Origin of the sequence: Salinicola sp. RZ23, assembly GCF_003206675.1 — a bacterium.
Lineage (GTDB): Bacteria > Pseudomonadota > Gammaproteobacteria > Pseudomonadales > Halomonadaceae > Salinicola > Salinicola endophyticus.
In genome coordinates, this window is the sequence record NZ_PZJK01000015.1 from 361,835 (window position 1) to 382,173 (window position 20,339).

Annotated in this window: 18 protein-coding genes; 11 read left to right on the top strand and 7 right to left on the bottom strand. The window is 65.7% G+C overall.

What is annotated here, in order from left to right:
* Window positions 1–8 precede the first annotated feature (8 nt).
* From DOM67_RS16515 to DOM67_RS16525, 3 genes are all read right to left on the bottom strand, one after another.
* Window positions 9–782: a TatD family hydrolase gene (locus DOM67_RS16515; protein ID WP_110677901.1), complete on the bottom strand. Its 774-nt coding sequence runs from the start codon at window positions 780–782 to the stop codon at window positions 9–11.
* A gap of 2 nt (window positions 783–784) precedes the next feature.
* The gene (gene mscL, locus DOM67_RS16520; protein WP_110677902.1) at window positions 785–1,267 is read right to left on the bottom strand and encodes a large-conductance mechanosensitive channel protein MscL; all 483 of its coding nucleotides are present in this window, start codon (window positions 1,265–1,267) and stop codon (window positions 785–787) included.
* A gap of 187 nt (window positions 1,268–1,454) precedes the next feature.
* On the bottom strand, window positions 1,455–3,044 hold the full coding sequence (locus tag DOM67_RS16525) for a peptide chain release factor 3 (protein WP_110677904.1): 1,590 nt from the start codon (window positions 3,042–3,044) through the stop codon (window positions 1,455–1,457).
* A 258-nt stretch (window positions 3,045–3,302) separates the two neighbouring features.
* Between DOM67_RS16525 and DOM67_RS16530 the strand changes: the two genes are divergently transcribed.
* From DOM67_RS16530 to DOM67_RS16545, 4 genes are all read left to right on the top strand, one after another.
* On the top strand, window positions 3,303–4,574 hold the full coding sequence (locus DOM67_RS16530) for an ATP-binding protein (RefSeq protein WP_110677906.1): 1,272 nt from the start codon (window positions 3,303–3,305) through the stop codon (window positions 4,572–4,574).
* Window positions 4,575–4,645: 71 nt separating this feature from the next.
* On the top strand, window positions 4,646–5,182 hold the full coding sequence (locus tag DOM67_RS16535; protein WP_110677909.1) for a response regulator transcription factor: 537 nt from the start codon (window positions 4,646–4,648) through the stop codon (window positions 5,180–5,182).
* A 53-nt stretch (window positions 5,183–5,235) separates the two neighbouring features.
* Window positions 5,236–6,057, top strand: coding sequence for an inositol monophosphatase family protein (locus DOM67_RS16540; RefSeq protein ID WP_232825287.1), 822 nt, complete (start codon window positions 5,236–5,238; stop codon window positions 6,055–6,057).
* A gap of 173 nt (window positions 6,058–6,230) precedes the next feature.
* A complete protein-coding gene (locus tag DOM67_RS16545) occupies window positions 6,231–6,500 on the top strand; it encodes a GrxA family glutaredoxin (RefSeq protein ID WP_110677911.1) in 270 nt (89 codons plus the stop codon).
* 115 nt (window positions 6,501–6,615) lie between these two features.
* Here the strand turns inward: DOM67_RS16545 and DOM67_RS16550 are convergent, their stop codons facing one another.
* A complete protein-coding gene (locus DOM67_RS16550; RefSeq protein ID WP_110677913.1) occupies window positions 6,616–7,914 on the bottom strand; it encodes an MFS transporter in 1,299 nt (432 codons plus the stop codon).
* Between the two features lie 390 nt (window positions 7,915–8,304).
* On the opposite strand from DOM67_RS16550, the gene DOM67_RS16555 reads away from it, so the two are divergent.
* The 5 genes from DOM67_RS16555 (at window position 8,305) to DOM67_RS16575 (ending at window position 12,460) form a co-directional block, all read left to right on the top strand.
* Entirely contained in the window at window positions 8,305–9,180 is an 876-nt protein-coding gene (locus DOM67_RS16555) for an acyltransferase (protein ID WP_110677915.1), read from the top strand.
* The gene (locus tag DOM67_RS16560) at window positions 9,120–10,010 is read left to right on the top strand and encodes a M23 family metallopeptidase (protein ID WP_110677917.1); all 891 of its coding nucleotides are present in this window, start codon (window positions 9,120–9,122) and stop codon (window positions 10,008–10,010) included. Before DOM67_RS16555 ends, DOM67_RS16560 begins: the two co-directional genes overlap by 61 nt.
* A 137-nt stretch (window positions 10,011–10,147) precedes the next feature.
* Window positions 10,148–11,305, top strand: a complete 1,158-nt coding sequence (locus DOM67_RS16565; protein ID WP_110677919.1) for a glycosyltransferase family 1 protein — start codon at window positions 10,148–10,150, stop codon at window positions 11,303–11,305.
* Window positions 11,274–11,834, top strand: a complete 561-nt coding sequence (locus tag DOM67_RS16570) for a phosphatase PAP2 family protein (protein ID WP_110677921.1) — start codon at window positions 11,274–11,276, stop codon at window positions 11,832–11,834. The genes DOM67_RS16565 and DOM67_RS16570 overlap by 32 nt, the downstream gene beginning before the upstream one ends.
* Window positions 11,835–11,884: 50 nt before the next feature.
* Window positions 11,885–12,460 (top strand): alpha-ketoglutarate-dependent dioxygenase AlkB, encoded by a 576-nt coding sequence (locus DOM67_RS16575; RefSeq protein ID WP_110677923.1) that lies wholly within the window; start codon window positions 11,885–11,887, stop codon window positions 12,458–12,460.
* Between the two features lie 196 nt (window positions 12,461–12,656).
* On the opposite strand, the gene gcvT is transcribed toward DOM67_RS16575, so the two are convergent.
* Window positions 12,657–13,766, bottom strand: a complete 1,110-nt coding sequence (gene gcvT, locus DOM67_RS16580; protein WP_110677925.1) for a glycine cleavage system aminomethyltransferase GcvT — start codon at window positions 13,764–13,766, stop codon at window positions 12,657–12,659.
* Between the two features lie 77 nt (window positions 13,767–13,843).
* The gene (locus DOM67_RS16585) at window positions 13,844–15,232 is read right to left on the bottom strand and encodes a sodium:alanine symporter family protein (protein WP_110677927.1); all 1,389 of its coding nucleotides are present in this window, start codon (window positions 15,230–15,232) and stop codon (window positions 13,844–13,846) included.
* 588 nt (window positions 15,233–15,820) lie between these two features.
* Here DOM67_RS16585 and gcvH point away from each other — a divergent pair.
* Both gcvH and gcvP read left to right on the top strand, forming a co-directional pair.
* Window positions 15,821–16,225, top strand: a complete 405-nt coding sequence (gene gcvH, locus DOM67_RS16590) for a glycine cleavage system protein GcvH (protein ID WP_110677929.1) — start codon at window positions 15,821–15,823, stop codon at window positions 16,223–16,225.
* Window positions 16,226–16,301: 76 nt separating this feature from the next.
* On the top strand, window positions 16,302–19,205 hold the full coding sequence (gene gcvP / locus DOM67_RS16595) for an aminomethyl-transferring glycine dehydrogenase (protein ID WP_110677931.1): 2,904 nt from the start codon (window positions 16,302–16,304) through the stop codon (window positions 19,203–19,205).
* A gap of 160 nt (window positions 19,206–19,365) precedes the next feature.
* On the opposite strand, the gene DOM67_RS16600 is transcribed toward gcvP, so the two are convergent.
* A complete protein-coding gene (locus DOM67_RS16600; RefSeq protein ID WP_110677933.1) occupies window positions 19,366–20,286 on the bottom strand; it encodes a LysR family transcriptional regulator in 921 nt (306 codons plus the stop codon).
* Window positions 20,287–20,339 lie beyond the last annotated feature (53 nt).

Genomic DNA, 20,339 nt, shown 5'->3' on the forward strand with positions numbered 1-20,339 from the left:
GCGGATCATTACCTCGTGGGCTCGGCGCAGGCGAACAGACGGCAAGTATTGGCATAGGCCTGGGCAGCGACCTCGGCCTCGGGGCAGCGGCGCAGCGCGGCGACCCGCGTCAACACCTCAGTCAGGTTGGCCGGCTCGTTACGCTGCCCCTGGCGCCCGGCCGGCGGCATGTCGGGGCTATCGGTCTCGAGCACGAAGGCATCGTCGGGCAAGCCAGCGATGGCCCGCTGCAGCCGCTGGGCACGCGTATGGGTGGCAGCACCGCCCAGGCCCAGATGGTAGCCGAGATCGACGAAGCGATGGGCCTGCTGCGGGCTACCGGAAAAGGCATGGATCAGCCCCCCCGCGGGTAGCGCCAGCTGCCGCAGCCGCTTTGCGACCTGGTCGTTGGCGTGCACGCAGTGGATCACCAGCGGCAGCCGATAGTGCTTGGCCAGCTGCAGCTGGGCTTCGAACAGCTGCCACTGCCGCGGCAAAGTCTCCGCAAACCGGGCATCGATGCCGCACTCGCCCACCGCGACAACCTCACGGCGCTGCGCCAGCGCCTCTCCCAGTGCGTCGAGATCCTCGTCACGATGGGTGGCGACGAAATAGGGGTGCAGCCCCAGCCCGATCACCACGTCGTCGCGCGCCGCCAGCGCACTCACCGCCGGCCAGCGTGCCCGCGTGGTAGCGGGCACCATGAAACGTCTGACGCCGACGGCCTGTGCCCGCGCCAACACCGCCTCGAGGTCGGCGTCGAAGGCGGCGAAATCGAGATGGCAGTGGGCGTCGAACAGCATCGTCAGGGCGTGGATGGCGCGTCGTTGGGCAGGTCGGCGGTGCAGTGGCCGCAGCGGGTCGCCTTGATCGGGATGGTCATGAAGCAGTAGGGGCAGGCCTTGTCGCTGGGCGCCTTGGGCGCCACCGCTTCTTCACGCTTGAGCCGGTTGATGGTGCGCACCAGCAGGAAAACGGCAAAGGCGACGATGACGAAACTGATCACCGCATTGAGGAAGAGCCCGTAGTCCAGGGTCACCGCCCCCGCCTGCTGTGCCGCCGCCAGCGACGCATAGGGGCCGGGCGTGGCGCCCTCCTTGAGCACGGCGAAGAAATTGGAGAAATCCACGCCGCCGATCAGCAACCCCAGCAGCGGGTTCATGATGTTCTTGACCAGGCTCTGCACGATCAGGGTGAAGGCCCCACCGATGATGATGCCCACGGCCATGTCGACGACATTGCCCTTGACCGCGAATTCGCGGAACTCCTTGAGAAATTTGGAAGCCATCGACGTTCCCTTTGACTGAGTCGATCACCCGCTGCGAGACGCGCCGGCCGGCGCGTCCTCCCCTAGATAGATACCCTACGCCAACAGCATGGCCCAGGCGCCAGTGGGCGACAAGCACGTTGCCGCCGCCCGATCGGTGCCCGCTGGCGCGCGCGTTCGGCGTCTCCCGACGTCGGGGCTCACGCTATCAATGCTCACGCGTCGCGCGGAAGGTGATATCCGGCCAGCGCTCCTGGGTCATCTGCAGATTGACCCGGGTCGGCGCCAGATAAGTGAGATAGTGGCCGCCGTCATAGGCCAGGTTGAGGCTCGCCTTGCGCTTGAACTCGTCGAGCTTCTTGGCGTCGTCGCAGTAGATCCAACGCGCGGTATGGACGTTGACCGGCTCATACAGACAGTCGACCTTGTACTCCTCCTTGAGCCGGTGGGCGACTACGTCGAACTGCAGCGTTCCCACCGCTCCGACGATAAGATCGTTGTTGTCCAGCGGCAGGAAGACCTGGGTCGCGCCCTCCTCGGAGAGCTGCTGCAACCCCTTCTGCAGCGCCTTCATCTTGAGTGGATCACGCAGCCGCACGCGGCGGAACAGCTCGGGGGCGAAGTGCGGGATACCGAGAAAGCGCATGTCCTCGCCGGCGGTGAAAGTATCGCCGATCTGGATTGTGCCGTGGTTGTGCAGACCGATGATGTCGCCAGGCCAGGCCTCCTCGACGTGGGCGCGATCGGAGGCCATGAAGGTCAGGGCATCGGCGATCTTGACGTCCTTGCCGATACGCACGTGGCGCATCTTCATGTTGCGTTCGTACTTGCCCGAGCAGATGCGCAGGAAGGCGACCCGGTCGCGGTGCTTGGGGTCCATGTTGGCCTGGATCTTGAACACGAAGCCGGAGAAGCGGCCGTCGTCGGAGACCACTTCACGGGCGTCGGTCTCGCGCGCCTGGGGCGCCGGGGCGAACTCGACGAAGCCGTTGAGCATCTCGCGCACGCCGAAGTTGCCCATGGCGGTACCGAAGTAGACCGGCGTCAGCTCGCCGCGGCGATAGGCATCGAGATCGAACGCGTGGGAGGCACCGCGCACCAGTTCCACCTCCATGCGCAGCTCCTCGGCCACGCTGGCACCCAGCACGCGATCCACCTCTTCACTGTCGAGGCCCTCGATGCGCTTGTCCTCGGGGATCCGGTTGCCCTGACCCTGGGTGTAGAGGTGAACGACATCGTCATAGAGGTGGTAGACCCCCTTGAAGGCCCGTCCCATGCCGATCGGCCAGGTCATCGGCGCACACTGGATATTGAGCACTGTCTCGATCTCGTCCATCACTTCGACCGGATCGCGAATCTCGCGGTCCATCTTGTTGACGAAGGTCAAAATCGGCGTGGTACGCAGGCGGCAGACCTCCATCAGCTTGATGGTGCGATCCTCGACGCCCTTGGCGCCATCGATCACCATCAGCGCCGAGTCGACCGCCGTCAGCGTGCGGTAGGTGTCCTCGGAGAAATCCTCGTGCCCCGGGGTATCGAGCAGGTTGACCACCCGCCCGTTGTAGGGAAACTGCATCACCGAGGTGGTCACCGAGATGCCGCGCTCCTGCTCCATCTTCATCCAGTCGGAGGTGGCATGACGCTCGGCGCGCTTGCTCTTGACCGAGCCCGCCAGCTGGATCGCATTGCCGAACAGCAGCATCTTCTCGGTGATGGTGGTCTTGCCCGCGTCGGGGTGGCTGATGATGGCGAAGGTACGCCGCAGTGCCGCTTCCTGGGCTATCTGAATGTCTGACATGGAGAATTCGCTGACCGAAACAGGGCACGTCGGCCGAGTGGACCGCGCGTGCGAGGGTGTAGAGAGGCTCAGAATGGGCGCGATTGTACGCGCTGGCGGCGGCGAGGTGTAGCGGCTGAGGTCTAGCACCCCCGGCACGCCCTGACGACGCCGGGGCAGTGCACGCTCACACCAGCCGCCCGGCTGCGTTACCATAGGCGGGTATTCGACCACTGGCGCGGGCGCGACGACATCGCCGATCGCCGTTGCGGAGAGATAATGTTGCAGGCGCTTCCCCTTTCGACCCCGAACCGCAACCTGGTGCGCCTGACGATCGTGCGCGGCATCACCTGGACCGGCTTCCTGGCGGCGATCATCTTCGGCATCGAAGTGCTCAAGTTCCAGCTCCACGTGCTGCCGATCATCAGCGTGATCGTCGCCATGGGGCTGTGCAACGTGGCCACCTGGTGGCGTCTGGGCCGGCCACTGGCGGTGACCGACACCGAATACCTGCTGCACTGGCTGGTCGATATCGCCGGCCTGAGCCTGCTGTTCTACTACACCGGCGGCTCGACCAACCCCTTCATCACCTACCTGCTGGTACCACTGGCGATCGCCGCTTCCACCCTGCCCTGGTCCTACGCCTGGATCATCGCCTTCGCCGCCACCGCCAGCTACACCTTCATGATGCTCTTCTACGAACCGGTGCCGCAGCTCGCCAGCGCCGAACTGGTCTCGGGCATCCAGCTGCACACCGTGGGCATGTGGCTCAATTTCATCCTCTCCGGCGGCCTGCTCAGCTTCTTCATCTTCAAGATGGCGCACGCCCTGCGCCGCCGCGATCTGACGCTCTCGCGCACCCGCGAGGCGGCACTGCGCAACGAGCAGATTCTCGCCGTGGCGACCCAGGCCGCCGGCACCGCCCACGAGCTGGGCACCCCGCTGTCGACCATGGCGGTGCTGCTCAACGAGATGCGCCACGACGCCGCCGACCAGCCGCAACTGCTCGAGGACGTCGAGCTGCTGCGTCGCCAGGTCGACACCTGCAAGCAGCGCCTGCAAACCCTGGTCGCCAATGCCGACCGTCGGCGCCTGGAGAAGCCGGAGACGCTGCGCGCGATTCCCTGGATGGAGTCGCTGATCCAGCGCTGGCTGGTGCTGCGCCCGGACGTGCATCATCAACTGGAGATCGTAGGGCGCCGTGGACAGCCCTGGATCGCAGTCGACACCACGCTGGAGCAGGCGCTGATCAACCTGCTCAACAATGCTGCCGATGCCAGCCCGGAAGCGGTCGTGACCAGCCTCGACTGGAACGTCGAGGAGCTGATCATCGATATCCGTGACCACGGCCCCGGCGTGCCGATGTCGATCGCCGATCAGCTCGGCGACACCTTCATCTCGACCAAGAGCAAGGGTATGGGCATCGGCCTGTTTCTGAGCCACGCCACCATCAACCGCTTCGGTGGTGGCGTGAGTCTCTACAATCACGAGGAGGGCGGCACCCTGACCGAGGTCAAGCTGCCGCGGGTCAGCGCCGGCGAGCAGCCCTGAGCGCCCGCCCCGACGGCCATGCCGTCGCTCTCTGCATCAACTGGCAAGGAAAGTATCGAGGACGGATAGCCATGAGTGATCAGGAACGTCTGCTGATCGTCGACGACGACGATCAGTTCTGCTTCGTGATGGAGCGCGCCATGCGCCGACGCGGCTACGAGGTGAGCATCGCCCACACCCAGGCCGAGGCGCTCGAGGCGGCGCGCCAGGCGCCACCGGATCTGGCAACCCTGGATCTCAAGCTGGAGTCGGACTCCGGGCTCAAGCTGCTGCCCGAGCTGCTGACGGTGGCGCCCGAGTGCCGGGTCATCGTGCTCACCGGCTACTCGAGCATCGCCACCGCGGTCGAAGCGATCAAGCTCGGCGCGGTCAATTACCTGTGCAAGCCAGCCGACGCCGACGAGATCCTGCACGCGCTGGATCGCAACAGTGGCGACGTCGACGTCGAGATCGCCGACAACCCACCCTCGGTCAACCGCGTGACCTGGGAACATATCCAGAAGGTGCTGCAGGAGCACGACGGCAATATCTCGGCCACCGCGCGTGCGCTCGGCATGCACCGGCGCACCCTGCAGCGCAAGCTGCAGAAACGCCCGGTGCGTCACTAAGCTCCGCTCAGATCTTCGCCTTAACCCGCTTTCGACCCCCGCAGGAGTCTCACTTGGATCACACCCAGCGCCTCGAACAGATGATTCGTATCGCCCATCAGGCCGGCGAGCGCATCAAAGATGCCCGCCGCGCGCAGGACTACTCGCAAAGCTACAAGGGCGGTGACGAGCTGGTCACCGACGTCGACGTCGCGGTCGACCAGCTGATCGCCGACGAACTGGAGGCGAACTTTCCCGGCGAGGCACGTCTGACCGAAGAGCTCTCCCCCGACCGCAGTCAGCTCGAGCGCGAAGGGCCACTGTGGGTCGTCGACCCGATCGACGGCACGGTCAACTTCGCCTACGACCACGTCCACGTGGCGGTCTCCATCGCCTGGGCGGTGGATGGCGAGCTCGAGCTGGGTGTGGTCCACGCCCCCTTCATGGACGAGACCTTCAGCGCAGTGCGCGGCCAGGGCGCCTGGTGCAACGGCCAGGCGATCCGCTGCAGCCAGGCCGACAGCCTGGCGCGTAGCCTGGTCGCCACCGGCTTCCCCTACGGTCGCGACAAGCGCGAGCCGCTGGTGCGCCGTCTCAGCCACGTTCTCGGCGCCTGTCGCGACATCCGCCGCAATGGCTCCGCCGCACTCGACCTCTGCCATGTCGCCTGCGCACGCCTGGACGCCTACTACGAGAGCGTCTCGCCCTGGGACTTCGCCGCCGGGCTGCTGATCGCCCGCGAGGCGGGTGCGCGCACCGGCCACCTCTACACCTGCCCGGACAACCTGCCTGTCGATCTCTATGGCGAGAACCTGCTGGTGAGCGCTCCGGACATCCACCGCGAACTGGGCGAGCTGCTGCGCCACGCCGACGAAGGTGGCCGGCTCCGGCACTGAGCAGCGCCCCGGGACGCGATAGCAGCGCACGGGGATAGCGCCGGATGAGACATAGTCCCGCGCAATGGGCCGAGTAGACTGACGCTATTGGCGACCCGGGGTTTAATACGAAAGAATAAGGCCCCACTGACTATTCAGTTTCACGTCATTCCCTTTTCACAGGAGACCGCTCGATGTTGACCGTCATTTTTGGCCGTCCCGGCTGCCCCTTCTGCGTGCGTGCCAAGGAGCTCTCCGAACAGCTCAAACAGGCGCGTGACGATTTCGACTTCCGCTATATCGACATCCACGCCGAAGGCATCACCAAGGCAGACATGGAAAAGACCATCGGCAAGCCGGTGGAGACCGTACCGCAGATCTTCGTCGATCAGACTCACATCGGCGGCTTCACCGAGTTCGATCAGTACGTTCGTGATCACGCCCTGATGCCGGAAAGCGCCTGAGCCACAGGCGCCTTCGACAGGTCGGCGTCCACAGCGTCCGTAAGCGACACCCCAGCACGACAACGCCCGCGACCTTATCGGTGGCGGGCGTTTTGCATCCGGCCGGTTACGCGGCTCAGGCCGCCTCGGCGTCCCAGTCGTGGCCGTCGAGATCGAGCTCGTACTGGATCGGCCCGTGGCGCGGATCGAGTTCGTTGATGTAGTGGGTCGACTCCACCAGCGGCACCAGCGGCGTATACGGCTCCTGCTCTTGCGGAGTCTTGATCGGCTCGCGCCGCCACAGGCGATAGAGAATGAACAGCGCCAGCAACAGGGCCGCGCTGCCGAGGAAGTACCACAGCCCGTCAGGCCCTGCGATATCCATCAGCAGCGAGGCGCTGAACGGGCCGATCACCGAGCCCACACCATAGCACATCAGGATCTTGCCATTGGCCTGGATCGTCTCCTCCGGCTCCAGCCAATCGTGGGTATGAGCCAGACTCAACGAATAGAGCGTGTGCAGCATGGCGGTGTGAAAACTGGCCACAAACACCAGCAGCCAGAAGCTGGAGCGCGCGGCGAAGGTGATCAGCACCCCGGAAATCGTCATCACGATCGCCATGCACAGGATCACCTTGCGCCGATCGAAGCGGTCCGAGATCCGGCCGAGGGTCCACTGGGCCACCAGCGCCACCAGCGTGGTGATCGACATGAACTGGGCGGTCTGGCCGGTGCTCAGGCCGATCTCCTGGCCGTAGTAGGGGGTCATGGCGAAAAACGCCTGGACCATCATCCCGGCAACGAACGCTCCTGTCAGCCCCACCGGGGCGCGCTTGAACAGTTGGGCCAGCGAGATCTTCGCCGCCGCGCTGTGCTGGCCGCGCAGCGGGCCGTGGATACGGTGGATCGAGAGCGGTACCAGCGACAGCGCGAACAGGATGCCGGCGACCGAGAACAGCACGAAGGTGCCGGGATCGGCGGCATTGAGCATCCACTGGCCGCCGGCCAGCGACAGCGTCGAGATCACCAGATACCAGCCGAGCACCCGGCCACGATTCTCGTTGGTCGACTCCCCCGAGACCCACGACTCCATCACCATCAGCAGACCGGCAGTGGCCGCCCCGCCGAACAGCCGCCACACCAGCCAGGCCCAGGGATTGACCCACAGCCCATGGAGGATCGCGGTCGCCGCCAGCAGCGCCGCACAGGCGGCGAAGACGCGAATGTGCCCAACGCTGCGAATGCGCTTCTCGAGCCAGTAGCTACCGGCGACGAAGCCCAGCGAGAAGCAGGACATCAACAGCCCGGCCATCTGCGACGGGAACGACTCGAGCGACATGCGCACACCGAGCAGCGTCATGATCAGGCCATGACCGAGCAGGAAACTGATCTCGCACAGAAACAGAATGGGCAGCGTCGCAGGCAGTGAGCGCAAACAGTCCTCCGATAGATGACGACACGGCAAGACGGCGGCACACAGCCACCGCTGGCCGGCGGGCCGCATCCCGCCGCGCGCGGGGTGAGGCAGAAGCAAAAGGAGCGGCATTCTAACAACTTGCCCACCCTATTCCGACTCACGAATGGCCCCCGATGTGGCGCGCCACGAATTATTCACATCTTCTGTGGATAACACTGTGCATTTCCGGTGTCCGGGCGCGACGCTCGCCGAGCATCTCGGCATTGCACTCGGATTGATCAGATTTTCGGCACTCGCCAAACCCGGCAGCATGACGATTTTGACCCTTGACCCGCGCACCGCCATGGCCATCTGTGCAGTTCGACGACATTCCAGTAACATTGCCCCAAGTCTTTGATGGAGCATGGCATGTCGACCCTCAAGGGGCTCGTCAGCGTACTGCTGTTGATCGCCAACACCCTGTTCTGGGGCGTGCCGCTGATCGCGCTCACCGCACTCAAGCTGGTCACACCCACCCGTCGGGCGCGACTGCGCGTGCTCGGCGGCCTGCACCGTATCGCGTTGGCCTGGATTCGCACCAACAACGTCTGGATTCGCCACTGGGTGCGCCCGCGCCTCCATCGCGAGCTGCCGGAGGGCCTCTCTACGACGCAGTGGTGGCTGGTGATCGCCAACCACCGCAGCTGGACCGACATCATCGTCATGCTCTACGTGCTCACCGGCCGCCTGCCGATGCCCAAGTTCTTCCTCAAGCGCGAGCTGATACTGGTGCCCATCGTCGGCCTCGCCTGGTGGGCGCTGGAGTTCCCGTTCATGCGCCGTTACAGCCGCGAACGTCTGGCGCGCAACCCCAAGCTCGCCGAGCGCGATCGTCAGGCGACCCAGCGCATGTGTGACCACGCCCGCGAAATGCCGATGGCGATCTACAACTTCGTCGAGGGTACCCGCTTCACCGCGGTCAAGCGTCACGTCCAGTCGAGCCCGTTCGAGCATCTGCTGCGGCCCAAGGCCGGCGGCGTGGCCCAGGTGATCGGTCTGCTCGGCGAGCGCCTCGACGGCATCCTCGACGTGACCCTGCACTATCGGCGTCAGCAGCCCAACTTCTGGGACTTTCTGTGCGGTCGCGAGGGAGAGATCTCACTGGTGGTCAGACGCCTCGACCGGCCGGACTGGATGCTCGCGGGTCGTTACGACGATGCCCAATACAAGGAACGTTTCTATTCATGGCTCAACACCCTGTGGCAGGAAAAAGACGCGGCACTCTCCTCTTACTCCTGGTCCTGACCCTGCTGCTCGGCGGCTGCGCCAGCGGCGGGGGCGGCAGCGGTCGGGCCAGCCACGGCTGGATCACGGTGCAGCGCGGCGACACCCTGGGCAAGATCGCCAGTCAGGCGGATATCCCGCTGCTGCGCCTGCAGCGCTTTAACCCCGGTGTCGATGCACGGCGCCTGGCGGTGGGCCAGCGCCTGATGCTGCCCTCGCGCCAGGAGCGCGCCCCCGGCGGCGGCCCCTATCGCTATCAGGTGCGCCGCGGTGACACCCTCTACGGCGTCGCACGCTACTTCGGTGCCGACCCGCAGCGAGTCCAGGCGGCCAATCCGGGGCTCGATCCGAGCAACCTCGCCGTGGGCCAGCTGATTCAGGTACCACTTGGCAGCGCCGGCAGCCGCCGCAGCAGCGCTCACGCCAGTGCGCCCGCCGCCCGCCGCAGCCTGCCCGACCCGGGCCCGCTGCCGCGCACAGCGCACGGGTGGGCCTGGCCGCTGTCCAATTACCGCATCGCGCGCCCCTTCGGCCGCGACGCCAACGGCACGCTGCAACCGATGCTGCTCTCCACCAGCGGGCCCGCCCAGGCCAAGGCGACCAACGCCGGCAAGGTGCGCTTCGCCAGTGGCATGCGTCAGCTCGGCCAGGTGGTGATCCTGCACCACGCCGACAACATGCAAAGCGTCTACGCGTTCTGCAGCAAGCTGCTGGTGAGCGAGGGCCAGAGCGTCAGCCGCGGAGACCCCGTGTGCGACATCGCCCACGACGCCAACGCCAACAACTATCATCTGCTGTTCGATCTACGACATGGCGGCAAGCCCATCGATCCCGCGCGCGTGCTACGCTGATCGATAACGGGGTTTGTCATGGAACCGTCATCGCTTTGACGCATTGACGTCACTGGCGATACGCAGGATCTAGGAAGGGTCAACACGGTCGCACGCGCCGCCAACGCGGTCGTTCGCCGTGCAAGGGAGTGATCGTGATGCGGATAGCCCTGGTCAGCGAAACCTGGTCTCCGGAAGTCAATGGCGTGGCGCACACTTTGCGCCACCTGGCCAACCACCTCGTCGCCAAGGGCGTTACCCTGCAGGTGATACGCCCACAACCGGTCGGCGGCGAGCGTGACCAGCTGGCCGAGCGCGACGTTCACGTCAGGGGCATGTCGCTGCCGATCTACGCCGACGTGCACATCGGTTTGCCATGCCGGCGGCGGCTGTTGAAGCTGTGGCGCCAGGAGCGCCCCGACGCGCTCTATATTGCCACCGAGGGTCCGCTCGGCTGGTCGGCGCTCAACGCCGCCCGCGATCTGCAGATTCCCGTGGTCAGCGGTTTTCACACCAATTTCGATCAGTACGCCGGCAACTACCATCTGGGCTGGAGCATCCCCATTGCACGGCGTGGCCTGCGCTACTTCCACAATCGCTGCGAGGCGACCCTGGTGCCCACCCAGGCCCAGCGCCAGCATCTCGAGTGCCAGGGCTACCAGCGCGTTTCGGTGCTCGCCCGCGGTGTCGATGCCCAGCGCTACGCCCCCGGCAAGCGCAGCGCCGAGCTGCGTCGCCAGTGGGGCGTCGGCCCGCATCAACCGGTGGCGCTGTATGTCGGCCGCCTGGCTTCGGAAAAGAACATCGAACTGCTCGCCGACAGCATGGCGGCGATGCAGCGCAGCAATCCCGCCCTGGCCCAGGTCCTGGTGGGCGACGGCCCGGCACGCAAGACCCTCGCCCGACGTCTGCCGGAGGCGATCTTTACCGGCTTCCAGACCGGCGAGGCATTGGCGGCACACTACGCCAGCGCTGACCTGTTCGTGTTTCCCTCGCTCTCCGAGACTTTCGGCAACGTGGTGCCCGAGGCCATGGCCAGTGGCTTGGCCGTGGTCGCCTTCGAGCACGCCGCCGCCCAGGAACTGATCACCGATGGCGTCGACGGGCGCCTGATCGCCCCCGATGATCGCCACGGCTTCATTCAAGCCGCCAGCGAACTGAGTGGCCAACCCGCACTCTACGCCCAGCTCGGCCGTCAGGCGCGGCAACGCGCCGCCGCCCTGAGCTGGTCCAACATCGGTGACCGCTTCCTCGCCCACATGATCCAGGTCCAGAGGCCACAGCATGCTGCCGCGCACTACACGTCTCACGTTTGAACGTCTCGACCGCTTCGAGAGCCGCCTCAGCCACCGCTTCGCCGAACTCTCGCGCCACTCGCCGACGCTGTGGCTGTTCCGGCTGGTCAGCCGTGTGGGCGACTGGCCGGCGTGGGTACTGCTGTGCCTGTGCCAGCCACTGTGGCACGGCACCCGCGGCTGGCTGATCGCCGTCTACTGGGGGCTGACCACCGCGGTGGCCGCCCTGCTCTATCGGCTGCTCAAGACCCGACTGTGCCGCGAGCGACCTTACATCACCTTCTCGACCATTCGCTGCAGCATGCCGCCGGTGGACCGCTACAGCTTTCCCAGCGGACACACCCTGCATGCGGTGATGTTCACCCTGCTCACCGCCACCACCACGCCCAGCCTGCTGCCGGTGGTGTTCCCCCTGGCCTGCCTGATTGCCGCCTCACGGGTGGTGCTAGGGCTGCACTACCTGAGCGACGTCCTGATCGGTGGCCTGATCGGCGCCGGCCTCGCCTGGTCCAGCCAGGCGCTGGCAGCGCTGATCTTTCCCCCGCTTTGAGCGCTGGCGCCGCATCGCGCGGGGAATGGCAGTGGCTCGAGACCCGACCAGTGCTGGCCCGGCTCGATACCTTTCTCTCCCCCGCGGCGGCCAGTGCGCTGCTCGACACCCTGCTGCGCGAGGTGGCATGGGAGAGCCCGGCTATCCGCGTCTACGGACGCGACCACGTCATCCCCCGCGCCCAGTGCTGGATGGGTGACCCCGAGGCCAGCTACCGCTACTCCGGCAGCCAGCTGGTACCGACCCCCTGGCACCCGACCGTGGTCGAACTGGCCACTCGGGTGCAGCAAGCCCTGGCCCACGCCGAGTTGCCGACCACCGAGTTCAACAGCGTTCTGCTCAACCGCTATCAGGATGGCCAGCAACGCATGGGCTGGCACAGCGACGACGAGCCCGAGCTGGGCCCAGACCCGGTGGTCGCCGCGGTCTCGCTCGGCGCCGAGCGACCGCTACGCTTCCGCGAGCGTCACCGGGGTTCCGGGCAGCGGGCGTTCAACGTCTGGCTGCCCCACGGCAGCCTGCTGCTGATGGGCCCCGGCGCGCAATCCCGCTGGCAGCACGCCCTCGCCCCGCGGGCGATTCCCGGCCCCCGCGTCAGCCTCACCTTCCGTCGCGTCTGCGGCTGAGCCGCACCAGGACACATGGCCCTGGTAGGGAGGGCGAAGGCGCGCTGACAGCCAGAGCGCCCCGGTCCTGTTCACTGGTCTGAGTAACCCAAAAAAAGCCTCCCGTGCGGGAGGCTCAGAGACGTTATCCAGGCCAGAAAAGATAACGGTATAAACCTGTCGATCGCGATCGTGAAATCGGTCTCACCAGCAGCGCTCAGCGCTGATAGTTGGCCTTGACGAACGGCATCCGGCTGACGCGCATCGGCAGGCGTTTGCCGCGCACGTCGGCGTACAGCATGGCATCGGACTGTGCCGCTTCGACCTTGACGTAGGCCATGGCCACCGGCGCGCCGACACTCGGTCCGAAGCTGCCGGAGGTCACTTCGCCGACGGCGTTGTCATCGGCGTCGTAGAGCGCACTACCCTCACGTACCGGCGCCCGCCCTTCGCCGACCAGCCCGATCCGCTTGCGCTGGTGATCCTTGGCCTGCATCTGGTGCAGGATGACATCCGCCCCGGGGAAGCCCGCCTCGCGCTCGCCGCCCATCCGGCGCGCCTTGCCCACCGCCCAGGAGAGACTCGCCTCCACCGGTGTGGTGGTGGCATCGATGTCGTGGCCGTAGAGACACAGCCCCGCTTCCAGGCGCAACGAATCGCGCGCCCCCAGACCGATCGGCTCCACCTCCGTCTGGGCCAGGCACCAGCGCGCCAGCTTCTCGGCAGCCTCGGCGGCGACCGAGATCTCGAAGCCATCTTCGCCGGTATAGCCGCTGCGGCTGATCCACAGGGTGTCGCCGTCGACCTCGAAGCGCCCGTGCTGCATGAAGGTGAGTTCGCATGCCGCAGGGCACAGTCGCGCCATCACCTGACTCGCCTGCGGACCCTGCAACGCCAGCAGCGCGCGGTCGAGCACCTCGACCTCGTGCTCGGCGTCCAGCCCGACCCGCATCAGCGCCACATCCTCATCCTTGCACGCGGCGTTGACCACCACGTAGAGCGAATCACCGTGGTTGACGATCATCAGGTCGTCGAGAATGCCTCCCTCGCTGCTGGTGAACAGCGCATAGCGCTGGCCGCCCTTGGGGATACCCACCACATCCGCACACACCAACGTCTCCATCGCCTGAGCCGGCGACGGACCCGTCACCCGCACCTGGCCCATGTGAGACACATCGAACAGGCCGCAGGCGTGGCGGGTGTGCTCGTGCTCCTTCTTGACCCCGAGGGGGAACTGGACCGGCATGCTGTAGCCGGCGAAGGGCACCATCTTGCCGCCCAGCTCCTGATGCAGGGCGTGAAGCGGCGTCTGTTTGAGGTCGGACATGGGGGATTCTCCAGATCGAATCGAGAGGGAAACTGCGCCGAGAGGCCGCTGCCCGAGACAGCGGCCCACCCTTGGCGTCAGTCGCGGTGGCGTTCGAGATCCTCGCCCGGCAGCACCGTCTTGCCGGCGAAGTGATCGCGGGTCAGCTTGAACACCACCGGTGACAGCAGTGCCAGCGCGATCAGGTTGGGGATCGCCATCATGGCATTGAAGGTATCCGCCACCAGCCAGATGAAATCGAGCTTGGCCATGGCACCCACCGGTACCGCCAGCACGAAGACAATGCGATAGAGCATGATCGGCTTGTCGCCGAACAGGTACTGGAAGCACTTCTCCCCGTAGAACGACCAGCCGAGGATGGTGGTGAAGGCGAAGACCGCCAGGGCGATGGCGACCACGTGCTGGCCAACTCCCGGCAGCGCGCTGTCGAAGGAGAGCGAGGTCAAGCCGGCGCCGCTCTCGCCATCCAGCCAGTGGGTCGAGGTGAGAATCACCAGCGCGGTCATGGTGCACACCACCAGGGTGTCGATGAAGGTGCCGAGCATCGCGATCAGCCCCTGGCGCACCGGGTTACGGGTCTGGGCCGCGGCGTGGGCGATCGGCGCACTGCCCAGGCCCGCCTCGTTGGAGAAGATACCGCGGGCGACACCGAAACGGATCGCCGCCGCCACGGCCGCGCCGGCGAAACCGCCGGTGGCGGCGATCGGATTGAAGGCGTGGTCGAAGATCAGGCCGAAGGCGCTGCCGATCTGGTCGACGTTGATCACGAGTATGATCAGCCCCGAGACCACATAGGCCACTGCCATCAGCGGCACCAGCTTGCCCGCGACCTGGGAGATACGTTTGATCCCCCCGAGGATCACGGCCCCGGCTAGCAGCATGATGATCACCCCGGTCAGCCACGCTGGCACGCCGAAGGAGGTGGTCAGCGCATCCGCCACCGAGTTGGCCTGCACCGTATTGCCGATCCCGAACGCCGCCACCGCACCGAAGAAGGCGAACAGCCCGCCGAGCCAGGCCCAGCGCCGGCCGAGGCCGTTACGGATGTAGTACATCGGCCCGCCGACATGGTTGCCCTGGGAGTCGGTCTCGCGATAGCGCACCGCCAGCACCGCCTCAGAGAACTTGGTCGCCATGCCGACCAGTGCAGTAAGCCACATCCAGAACACCGCCCCGGGGCCGCCAAGCGCGATCGCCGTCGCCACGCCGGCGATATTGCCGGTACCGATGGTCGCCGAGAGGGCGGTCATCAGCGCGTTGAACGGTGAGATCTCGCCGTCGTTGCGGTCATCGTCGGCACTCCGACGGCCCTGCCACAGCAAGCTGAAGCCGAGCCCGAGCTTGCGAATCGGCAGCAGCTTGAGGCCAAGCTGGAGGTAGATACCTACCCCGAACAGTAGTATCAGCATCAACGGGCCCCAGACGACCCCGTTGATGGATCCGAAGATATTGGTCAGAAGTTCCACGGCAACCCCCTGTTGAGATTGTTATTGCCCAGTGCCTCGACGGCGAGCCGTGAGGCAACGTCCCAAGGTCTGTACGAAAAATCGGCGAACGCAGGCAGTTTTCGGACAGAGCCTAGGCACTTGTGTCGAAAAAACCTCGCAACGATAGAGGATTATGCTGCGCTTACACAATCAGACCCATGGCGGATCGGGCGACGCGGCAGCAACGACACGGAGGATGTCGCTAACCTTATGCGAAAAGGCCTGGCGCGAAAAGCACTCGTGTTTCCGATAAGAAACATGCACTCCGATCAGGGACACGGCTTGCCCCCGCCAGGCGCGCCAAACCTGGCTCGTACCGCGCGACTCCGGCCTTTCCCACCCGCCCCTTCACCACCTGCGCGGCCTGCGCGAGCCGCCAGTGGCGCGCCTCCCGCATCAAGCGGGCGGTTGCCACTGGACGTCGGCGCGTTCTCACCCCAACCTAGGGGCGTGGCGGCGGCGATCGTGGCCGTGGCGGTCGCGAGCCTATGCCAATTGACGAAACATTGATGCATAATGCTCGCCAGAGTCTCTTGTGCCGAAACACGTTTCTTATAGGAAACCCTCATGAGCGATATCCCCAACAACCTGCTCTATACCGATAGCCACGAATGGGTGCTGGATAACGGCGACGGCAGCGTCACTGTCGGCATCACCGACCACGCCCAGGAAGCGCTGGGTGACGTCGTCTTCGTCGAACTGCCCGAGCCGGGCAAGAGCCTCGATGCCGGCGACGAATTCGGTGTCATCGAGTCGGTCAAGGCCGCCTCCGATCTCTATGCGCCCCTGGCCGGCGAGATTCTCGAAGTCAACGAAGCGCTCGAGGATGCCCCCGAGACCGTCAACGACTCGCCCTACAGCGATGGTTGGATCCTCAAGCTCAAGCTGGCCGACCAGGCCGAACTCGAGTCCTTGCTCTCCGCCGAGGCCTACGCCGATCTCGTCGCCGCCGAGGAAGATCAGGACGGCTGATCCGCCCCCAGGCCCAGTCGCGGCCACCCGCCCCGCCGGGTGGCCTCTCTCCCACCGCCGATCCGCTGGACGCCCCATGCCTACCGATACCCGCACCCTGGCCGAGCTGGCCAACCACGACGATTTCCTCAAGCGCCACAACGGCCCGAACGGTGAAGATGTCACCGCGATGCTCAAGACGCTCGGCATGACCTCGCTGCCGACGCTGATCGAGCAGACAGTGCCCCAGGGCATTCGCCTGAACCGGGAGCTGGCGCTGGATGGCCCCAAAGGGGAAGCGGAGGCGCTCGACTATCTCAAGGGTCTGGCGCGCCAGAATCGGGTGTTCAAGAGCTATATCGGCCAAGGCTACTACCCCACCCATCTGCCGCCGGTGATCCAGCGCAACGTGCTCGAGAACCCGGGCTGGTACACCGCCTACACGCCGTACCAGCCGGAGATCGCCCAGGGGCGGCTCGAGGGTCTGCTCAACTTCCAGCAGATGGTGATGGATCTGACCGGCATGGCGATCGCCAACGCCTCGCTGCTCGACGAGGCGACCGCCGCCGCCGAGGCGATGGCGCTGTGCCGACGTGCCAACAAGAAAAACAAGAGCGAGCGCTTCTTCGTCGCCGATGACGTGCTGCCGCAGACCCTCGACGTGCTGCGCACGCGCGCCGCCTATCTCGGCTTCGAACTGGTCGTCGCCCCGCGTGCGCGTCTGGCCGACGAGGAGGTGTTCGGGGCCCTGCTGCAGTACCCCGGGGTCGATGGTGAAGTGCCTGCGGATCTCGAAGCGCTGATCGCGGCCGCCGGCGAACGCCAGATCATGACCTGCGTCGCCGCCGACCTCATGAGCCTGGTGCTGCTCAAGCCGCCGGGCGAGATGGGCGCCGACATCGTGCTCGGCAACTCCCAGCGCTTCGGCGTCCCGATGGGCTACGGCGGCCCGCACGCGGCCTATTTCGCCGCCAGCGAAGCGCTCAAGCGCTCGCTGCCGGGTCGTGTGATCGGTGTCTCCAAGGACAGCCGTGGCCGTCCCGCGCTGCGCATGGCGATGCAGACCCGTGAACAGCACATCCGGCGCGAGAAGGCGACCTCCAACATCTGTACCGCCCAGGCGCTGCTGGCCAACATCGCCGGCTTCTACGCCACCTATCACGGTGCCGAGGGGCTGCGTACCATCGCCACGCGCATCCACCGCCTCACCTCGCTGCTGGCGACGGGCCTGGCTCAGCACGGTATCGCGCTCAAGCACGACAGCTGGTTCGACACCCTGACCCTGTGCGGAGTCGACAGCCATCGCATCCAGGGGCGCGCCCTGACCCGCGAGATCAATCTGCGCTACCCCAGCGACGGCGAAGTCGGCGTGAGTCTCAACGAGACCACCACCGCGGCCGATCTGGCGGCGCTGTTCGACGTGCTGCTGGGCGACGAGCACGGCCTGTCGGTGAGCGAACTCGACCGCCAGGCCCAGCGCAACGCGATCACCGGCATTCCAGCTGCACTGACACGCCACAGCGACTTCCTGACCCATCCCAACTTCCAGCGCTTCCGCAGCGAGACAGAGATGCTGCGCTACCTCAAGCGCCTGGAGAATCGTGACCTGTCGCTGACCCATGCGATGATCCCGCTGGGCTCGTGCACCATGAAGCTCAACGCCACCAGCGAGATGATCCCGATCACCTGGCCCGAATTCGCCAATATCCACCCCTTCGCGCCCGCCGAGCAGGTCGCGGGCTACCGTCAGATGATCACCGAACTGAGCGACTTCCTGGTCGAGATCACCGGCTATGACGCCATTTCGATGCAGCCGAACTCGGGGGCCCAGGGCGAATACGCGGGCCTGGTGGCGATTCGCCGCTATCAGCAGGCCAGCGGCGAGGGCCATCGCAATATCTGCCTGATCCCCAGCTCGGCCCATGGTACCAACCCGGCCTCGGCAGCGATGGCGCAGATGCAGGTAGTGGTGGTGGAGTGTGACCGTGATGGCAACATCGATCTGAGCGATCTGCAGGCCAAGGCGGAGAAGCACAGCGAGCGCCTCTCGGCGATCATGCTCACCTACCCCTCCACCCACGGCGTGTTCGAGGAGAGCGTCCGTGACGCTTGCCGCATCGTCCATGAGCACGGCGGCCAGGTCTATATCGATGGCGCCAACATGAACGCCCAGGTCGGCCTCTGCCGCCCCGGCGACTACGGCGGCGACGTCTCGCACCTCAATCTGCACAAGACGTTCTGCATCCCCCATGGCGGCGGTGGCCCAGGCATGGGCCCGATCGGGGTCAAGGCGCACCTGGCGCGCCATCTGCCCAACCACGTGGTGACCCCGCAGGAAGCGATCGACCCGGCTGCCGGTGCGGTCTCCGCAGCGGCCTTCGGCAGCGCCTCGATCCTGCCGATCTCCTGGGCCTACATCAAGATGATGGGCGCCCGCGGGCTGCGCGAGGCAACCGAGCTGGCGATCCTCAACGCCAACTACATCGCCAAGCGGCTCGAGCGTCACTATCCGGTGCTCTATCGGGGCGCCAACGGCACCGTGGCCCACGAGTGCATTCTCGACATCCGTCCGCTCAAGGCGGCGTCGGGGATCGGCGAGGAGGATATCGCCAAGCGTCTGATGGATTACGGCTTCCACGCCCCGACCATGTCCTTCCCGGTCGCGGGCACGCTGATGGTCGAGCCGACCGAGTCCGAGTCGCGCTATGAGATCGACCGTTTCTGCGACGCCATGATCGCAATTCGCGAAGAGATCGCCCAGGTCGAGAACGGCACCTGGCCCAAGGATGACAACCCACTGGTGATGGCGCCCCATACCATGGCCGACCTGGCTGAAGCCCACTGGGAACGCGCCTACTCCCGCGAACTCGGCGCCTTCCCCTCCCAGGCATCCCGGGAGGCCAAGTACTGGCCGGCGGTCAATCGGGTCGACAACGTCTTCGGCGACCGCAACCTGATCTGCAGCTGCCCGCCGATGGATGCCTACCGCGACGCCGTCTGAGATACGCGCAAAAGTGACAAATGCATAAGAGCCACGCGTGAAAAAGCAATGGCCGCTCATCGAGCGGCCGTTGCCTTGTCCGGGGAGCGCATCGACCCGGTGTAGGGCTATGCCCCCTCTCTTCTAGCGAGACACCCGCTTCTCGCTAACCCCCTCCCTATCAGGCGTCCTCCAGAGACGGCAGCTCGCTGTAGCCGTAGAGCGAGTTGAGTCGCTGCTGGCGGAAGGTCTCGAGCAGTTGGCGATAACGCTTGGGCAGCTCGACGTCACCCCGGGTGACCAGATAGAGCGTGTCGTAGACCGGCTGCGCCAGCGGCAGCTCGCGGACCTGGCGCTGCCATGGCGAGGTTTCCAGCACCGGTCGCGAGACCACGGTGAATCCCAGCCCGCGGGCGACCGCATCCAGCACTTGCCCCACCTCATTGGTGAATCCCTGGCGCGGAAAGTGCGTCATGCTGCGAAATTCGCCGCCGAAATTGTTGCGCAGCACCAGGCTGGCGTTGGTGTTGCCATCGGTATAGTTGACGAAGCCCAGTGCCTGCAGCTCCGCAAAGGTAGTACCGGCGAAGTCGGCCGGCACCACCAGGCATAACGGCTCCTGATGCCACGCCTCGAAATGCAGATCCGGCTGCTTGCCCGCCTCGGTGACGATGCCCACGTCATAGCGCCCCGCCAGCACGTCGGCGGCGATCTCTTGATTGAAGGCGAAGCTGTAGTTGACCGTGAGCCCCGGGTGCATCTGCTGATAGCCGAGCAGGAACGGGTAGAACATCAGCCCCACACTGCCCGGAGAGGCGATACGGCACTCGCCGCTATCGGGGGAGTCGTCGTCCAGCGAGTGGCGGAAGTACTCGTGCTCGGCGAACAGCTTGACCGCGTAGTCGTAGGCGCGGCGGCCCGCATCGGTGAGGGAGAATTTGCGCCCCTGGCGATTGAGCAGCGAGCGCCCGAGGTACTCCTCGAGCTTACGCACGTGCTGGCTGACCCCGGGCTGGGTCATATCGAGCTTGCCTGCGGTCTGGGTGAAGCTGCCGGTCTCGACGAGCATCATGAAAGTACGAAAATACTGGGCGTTGAACATGGAAAAACGCGGTTCACTCACGCAGGGCAGAAGGGAGTCAAAGGACGCCAAGA

Coding starts and splice junctions, on each gene's coding strand:
- DOM67_RS16515 (WP_110677901.1), bottom strand. CDS start 782: ATGCTGTTCGACGCCCACTGCCATCTCGATTTCGCCGCCTTCGACGCC.
- mscL (WP_110677902.1), bottom strand. CDS start 1,267: ATGGCTTCCAAATTTCTCAAGGAGTTCCGCGAATTCGCGGTCAAGGGC.
- DOM67_RS16525 (WP_110677904.1), bottom strand. CDS start 3,044: ATGTCAGACATTCAGATAGCCCAGGAAGCGGCACTGCGGCGTACCTTC.
- DOM67_RS16530 (WP_110677906.1), top strand. CDS start 3,303: ATGTTGCAGGCGCTTCCCCTTTCGACCCCGAACCGCAACCTGGTGCGC.
- DOM67_RS16535 (WP_110677909.1), top strand. CDS start 4,646: ATGAGTGATCAGGAACGTCTGCTGATCGTCGACGACGACGATCAGTTC.
- DOM67_RS16545 (WP_110677911.1), top strand. CDS start 6,231: ATGTTGACCGTCATTTTTGGCCGTCCCGGCTGCCCCTTCTGCGTGCGT.
- DOM67_RS16555 (WP_110677915.1), top strand. CDS start 8,305: ATGTCGACCCTCAAGGGGCTCGTCAGCGTACTGCTGTTGATCGCCAAC.
- DOM67_RS16560 (WP_110677917.1), top strand. CDS start 9,120: ATGGCTCAACACCCTGTGGCAGGAAAAAGACGCGGCACTCTCCTCTTA.
- DOM67_RS16565 (WP_110677919.1), top strand. CDS start 10,148: ATGCGGATAGCCCTGGTCAGCGAAACCTGGTCTCCGGAAGTCAATGGC.
- DOM67_RS16570 (WP_110677921.1), top strand. CDS start 11,274: ATGCTGCCGCGCACTACACGTCTCACGTTTGAACGTCTCGACCGCTTC.
- gcvT (WP_110677925.1), bottom strand. CDS start 13,766: ATGTCCGACCTCAAACAGACGCCGCTTCACGCCCTGCATCAGGAGCTG.
- gcvH (WP_110677929.1), top strand. CDS start 15,821: ATGAGCGATATCCCCAACAACCTGCTCTATACCGATAGCCACGAATGG.
- gcvP (WP_110677931.1), top strand. CDS start 16,302: ATGCCTACCGATACCCGCACCCTGGCCGAGCTGGCCAACCACGACGAT.
- DOM67_RS16600 (WP_110677933.1), bottom strand. CDS start 20,286: ATGTTCAACGCCCAGTATTTTCGTACTTTCATGATGCTCGTCGAGACC.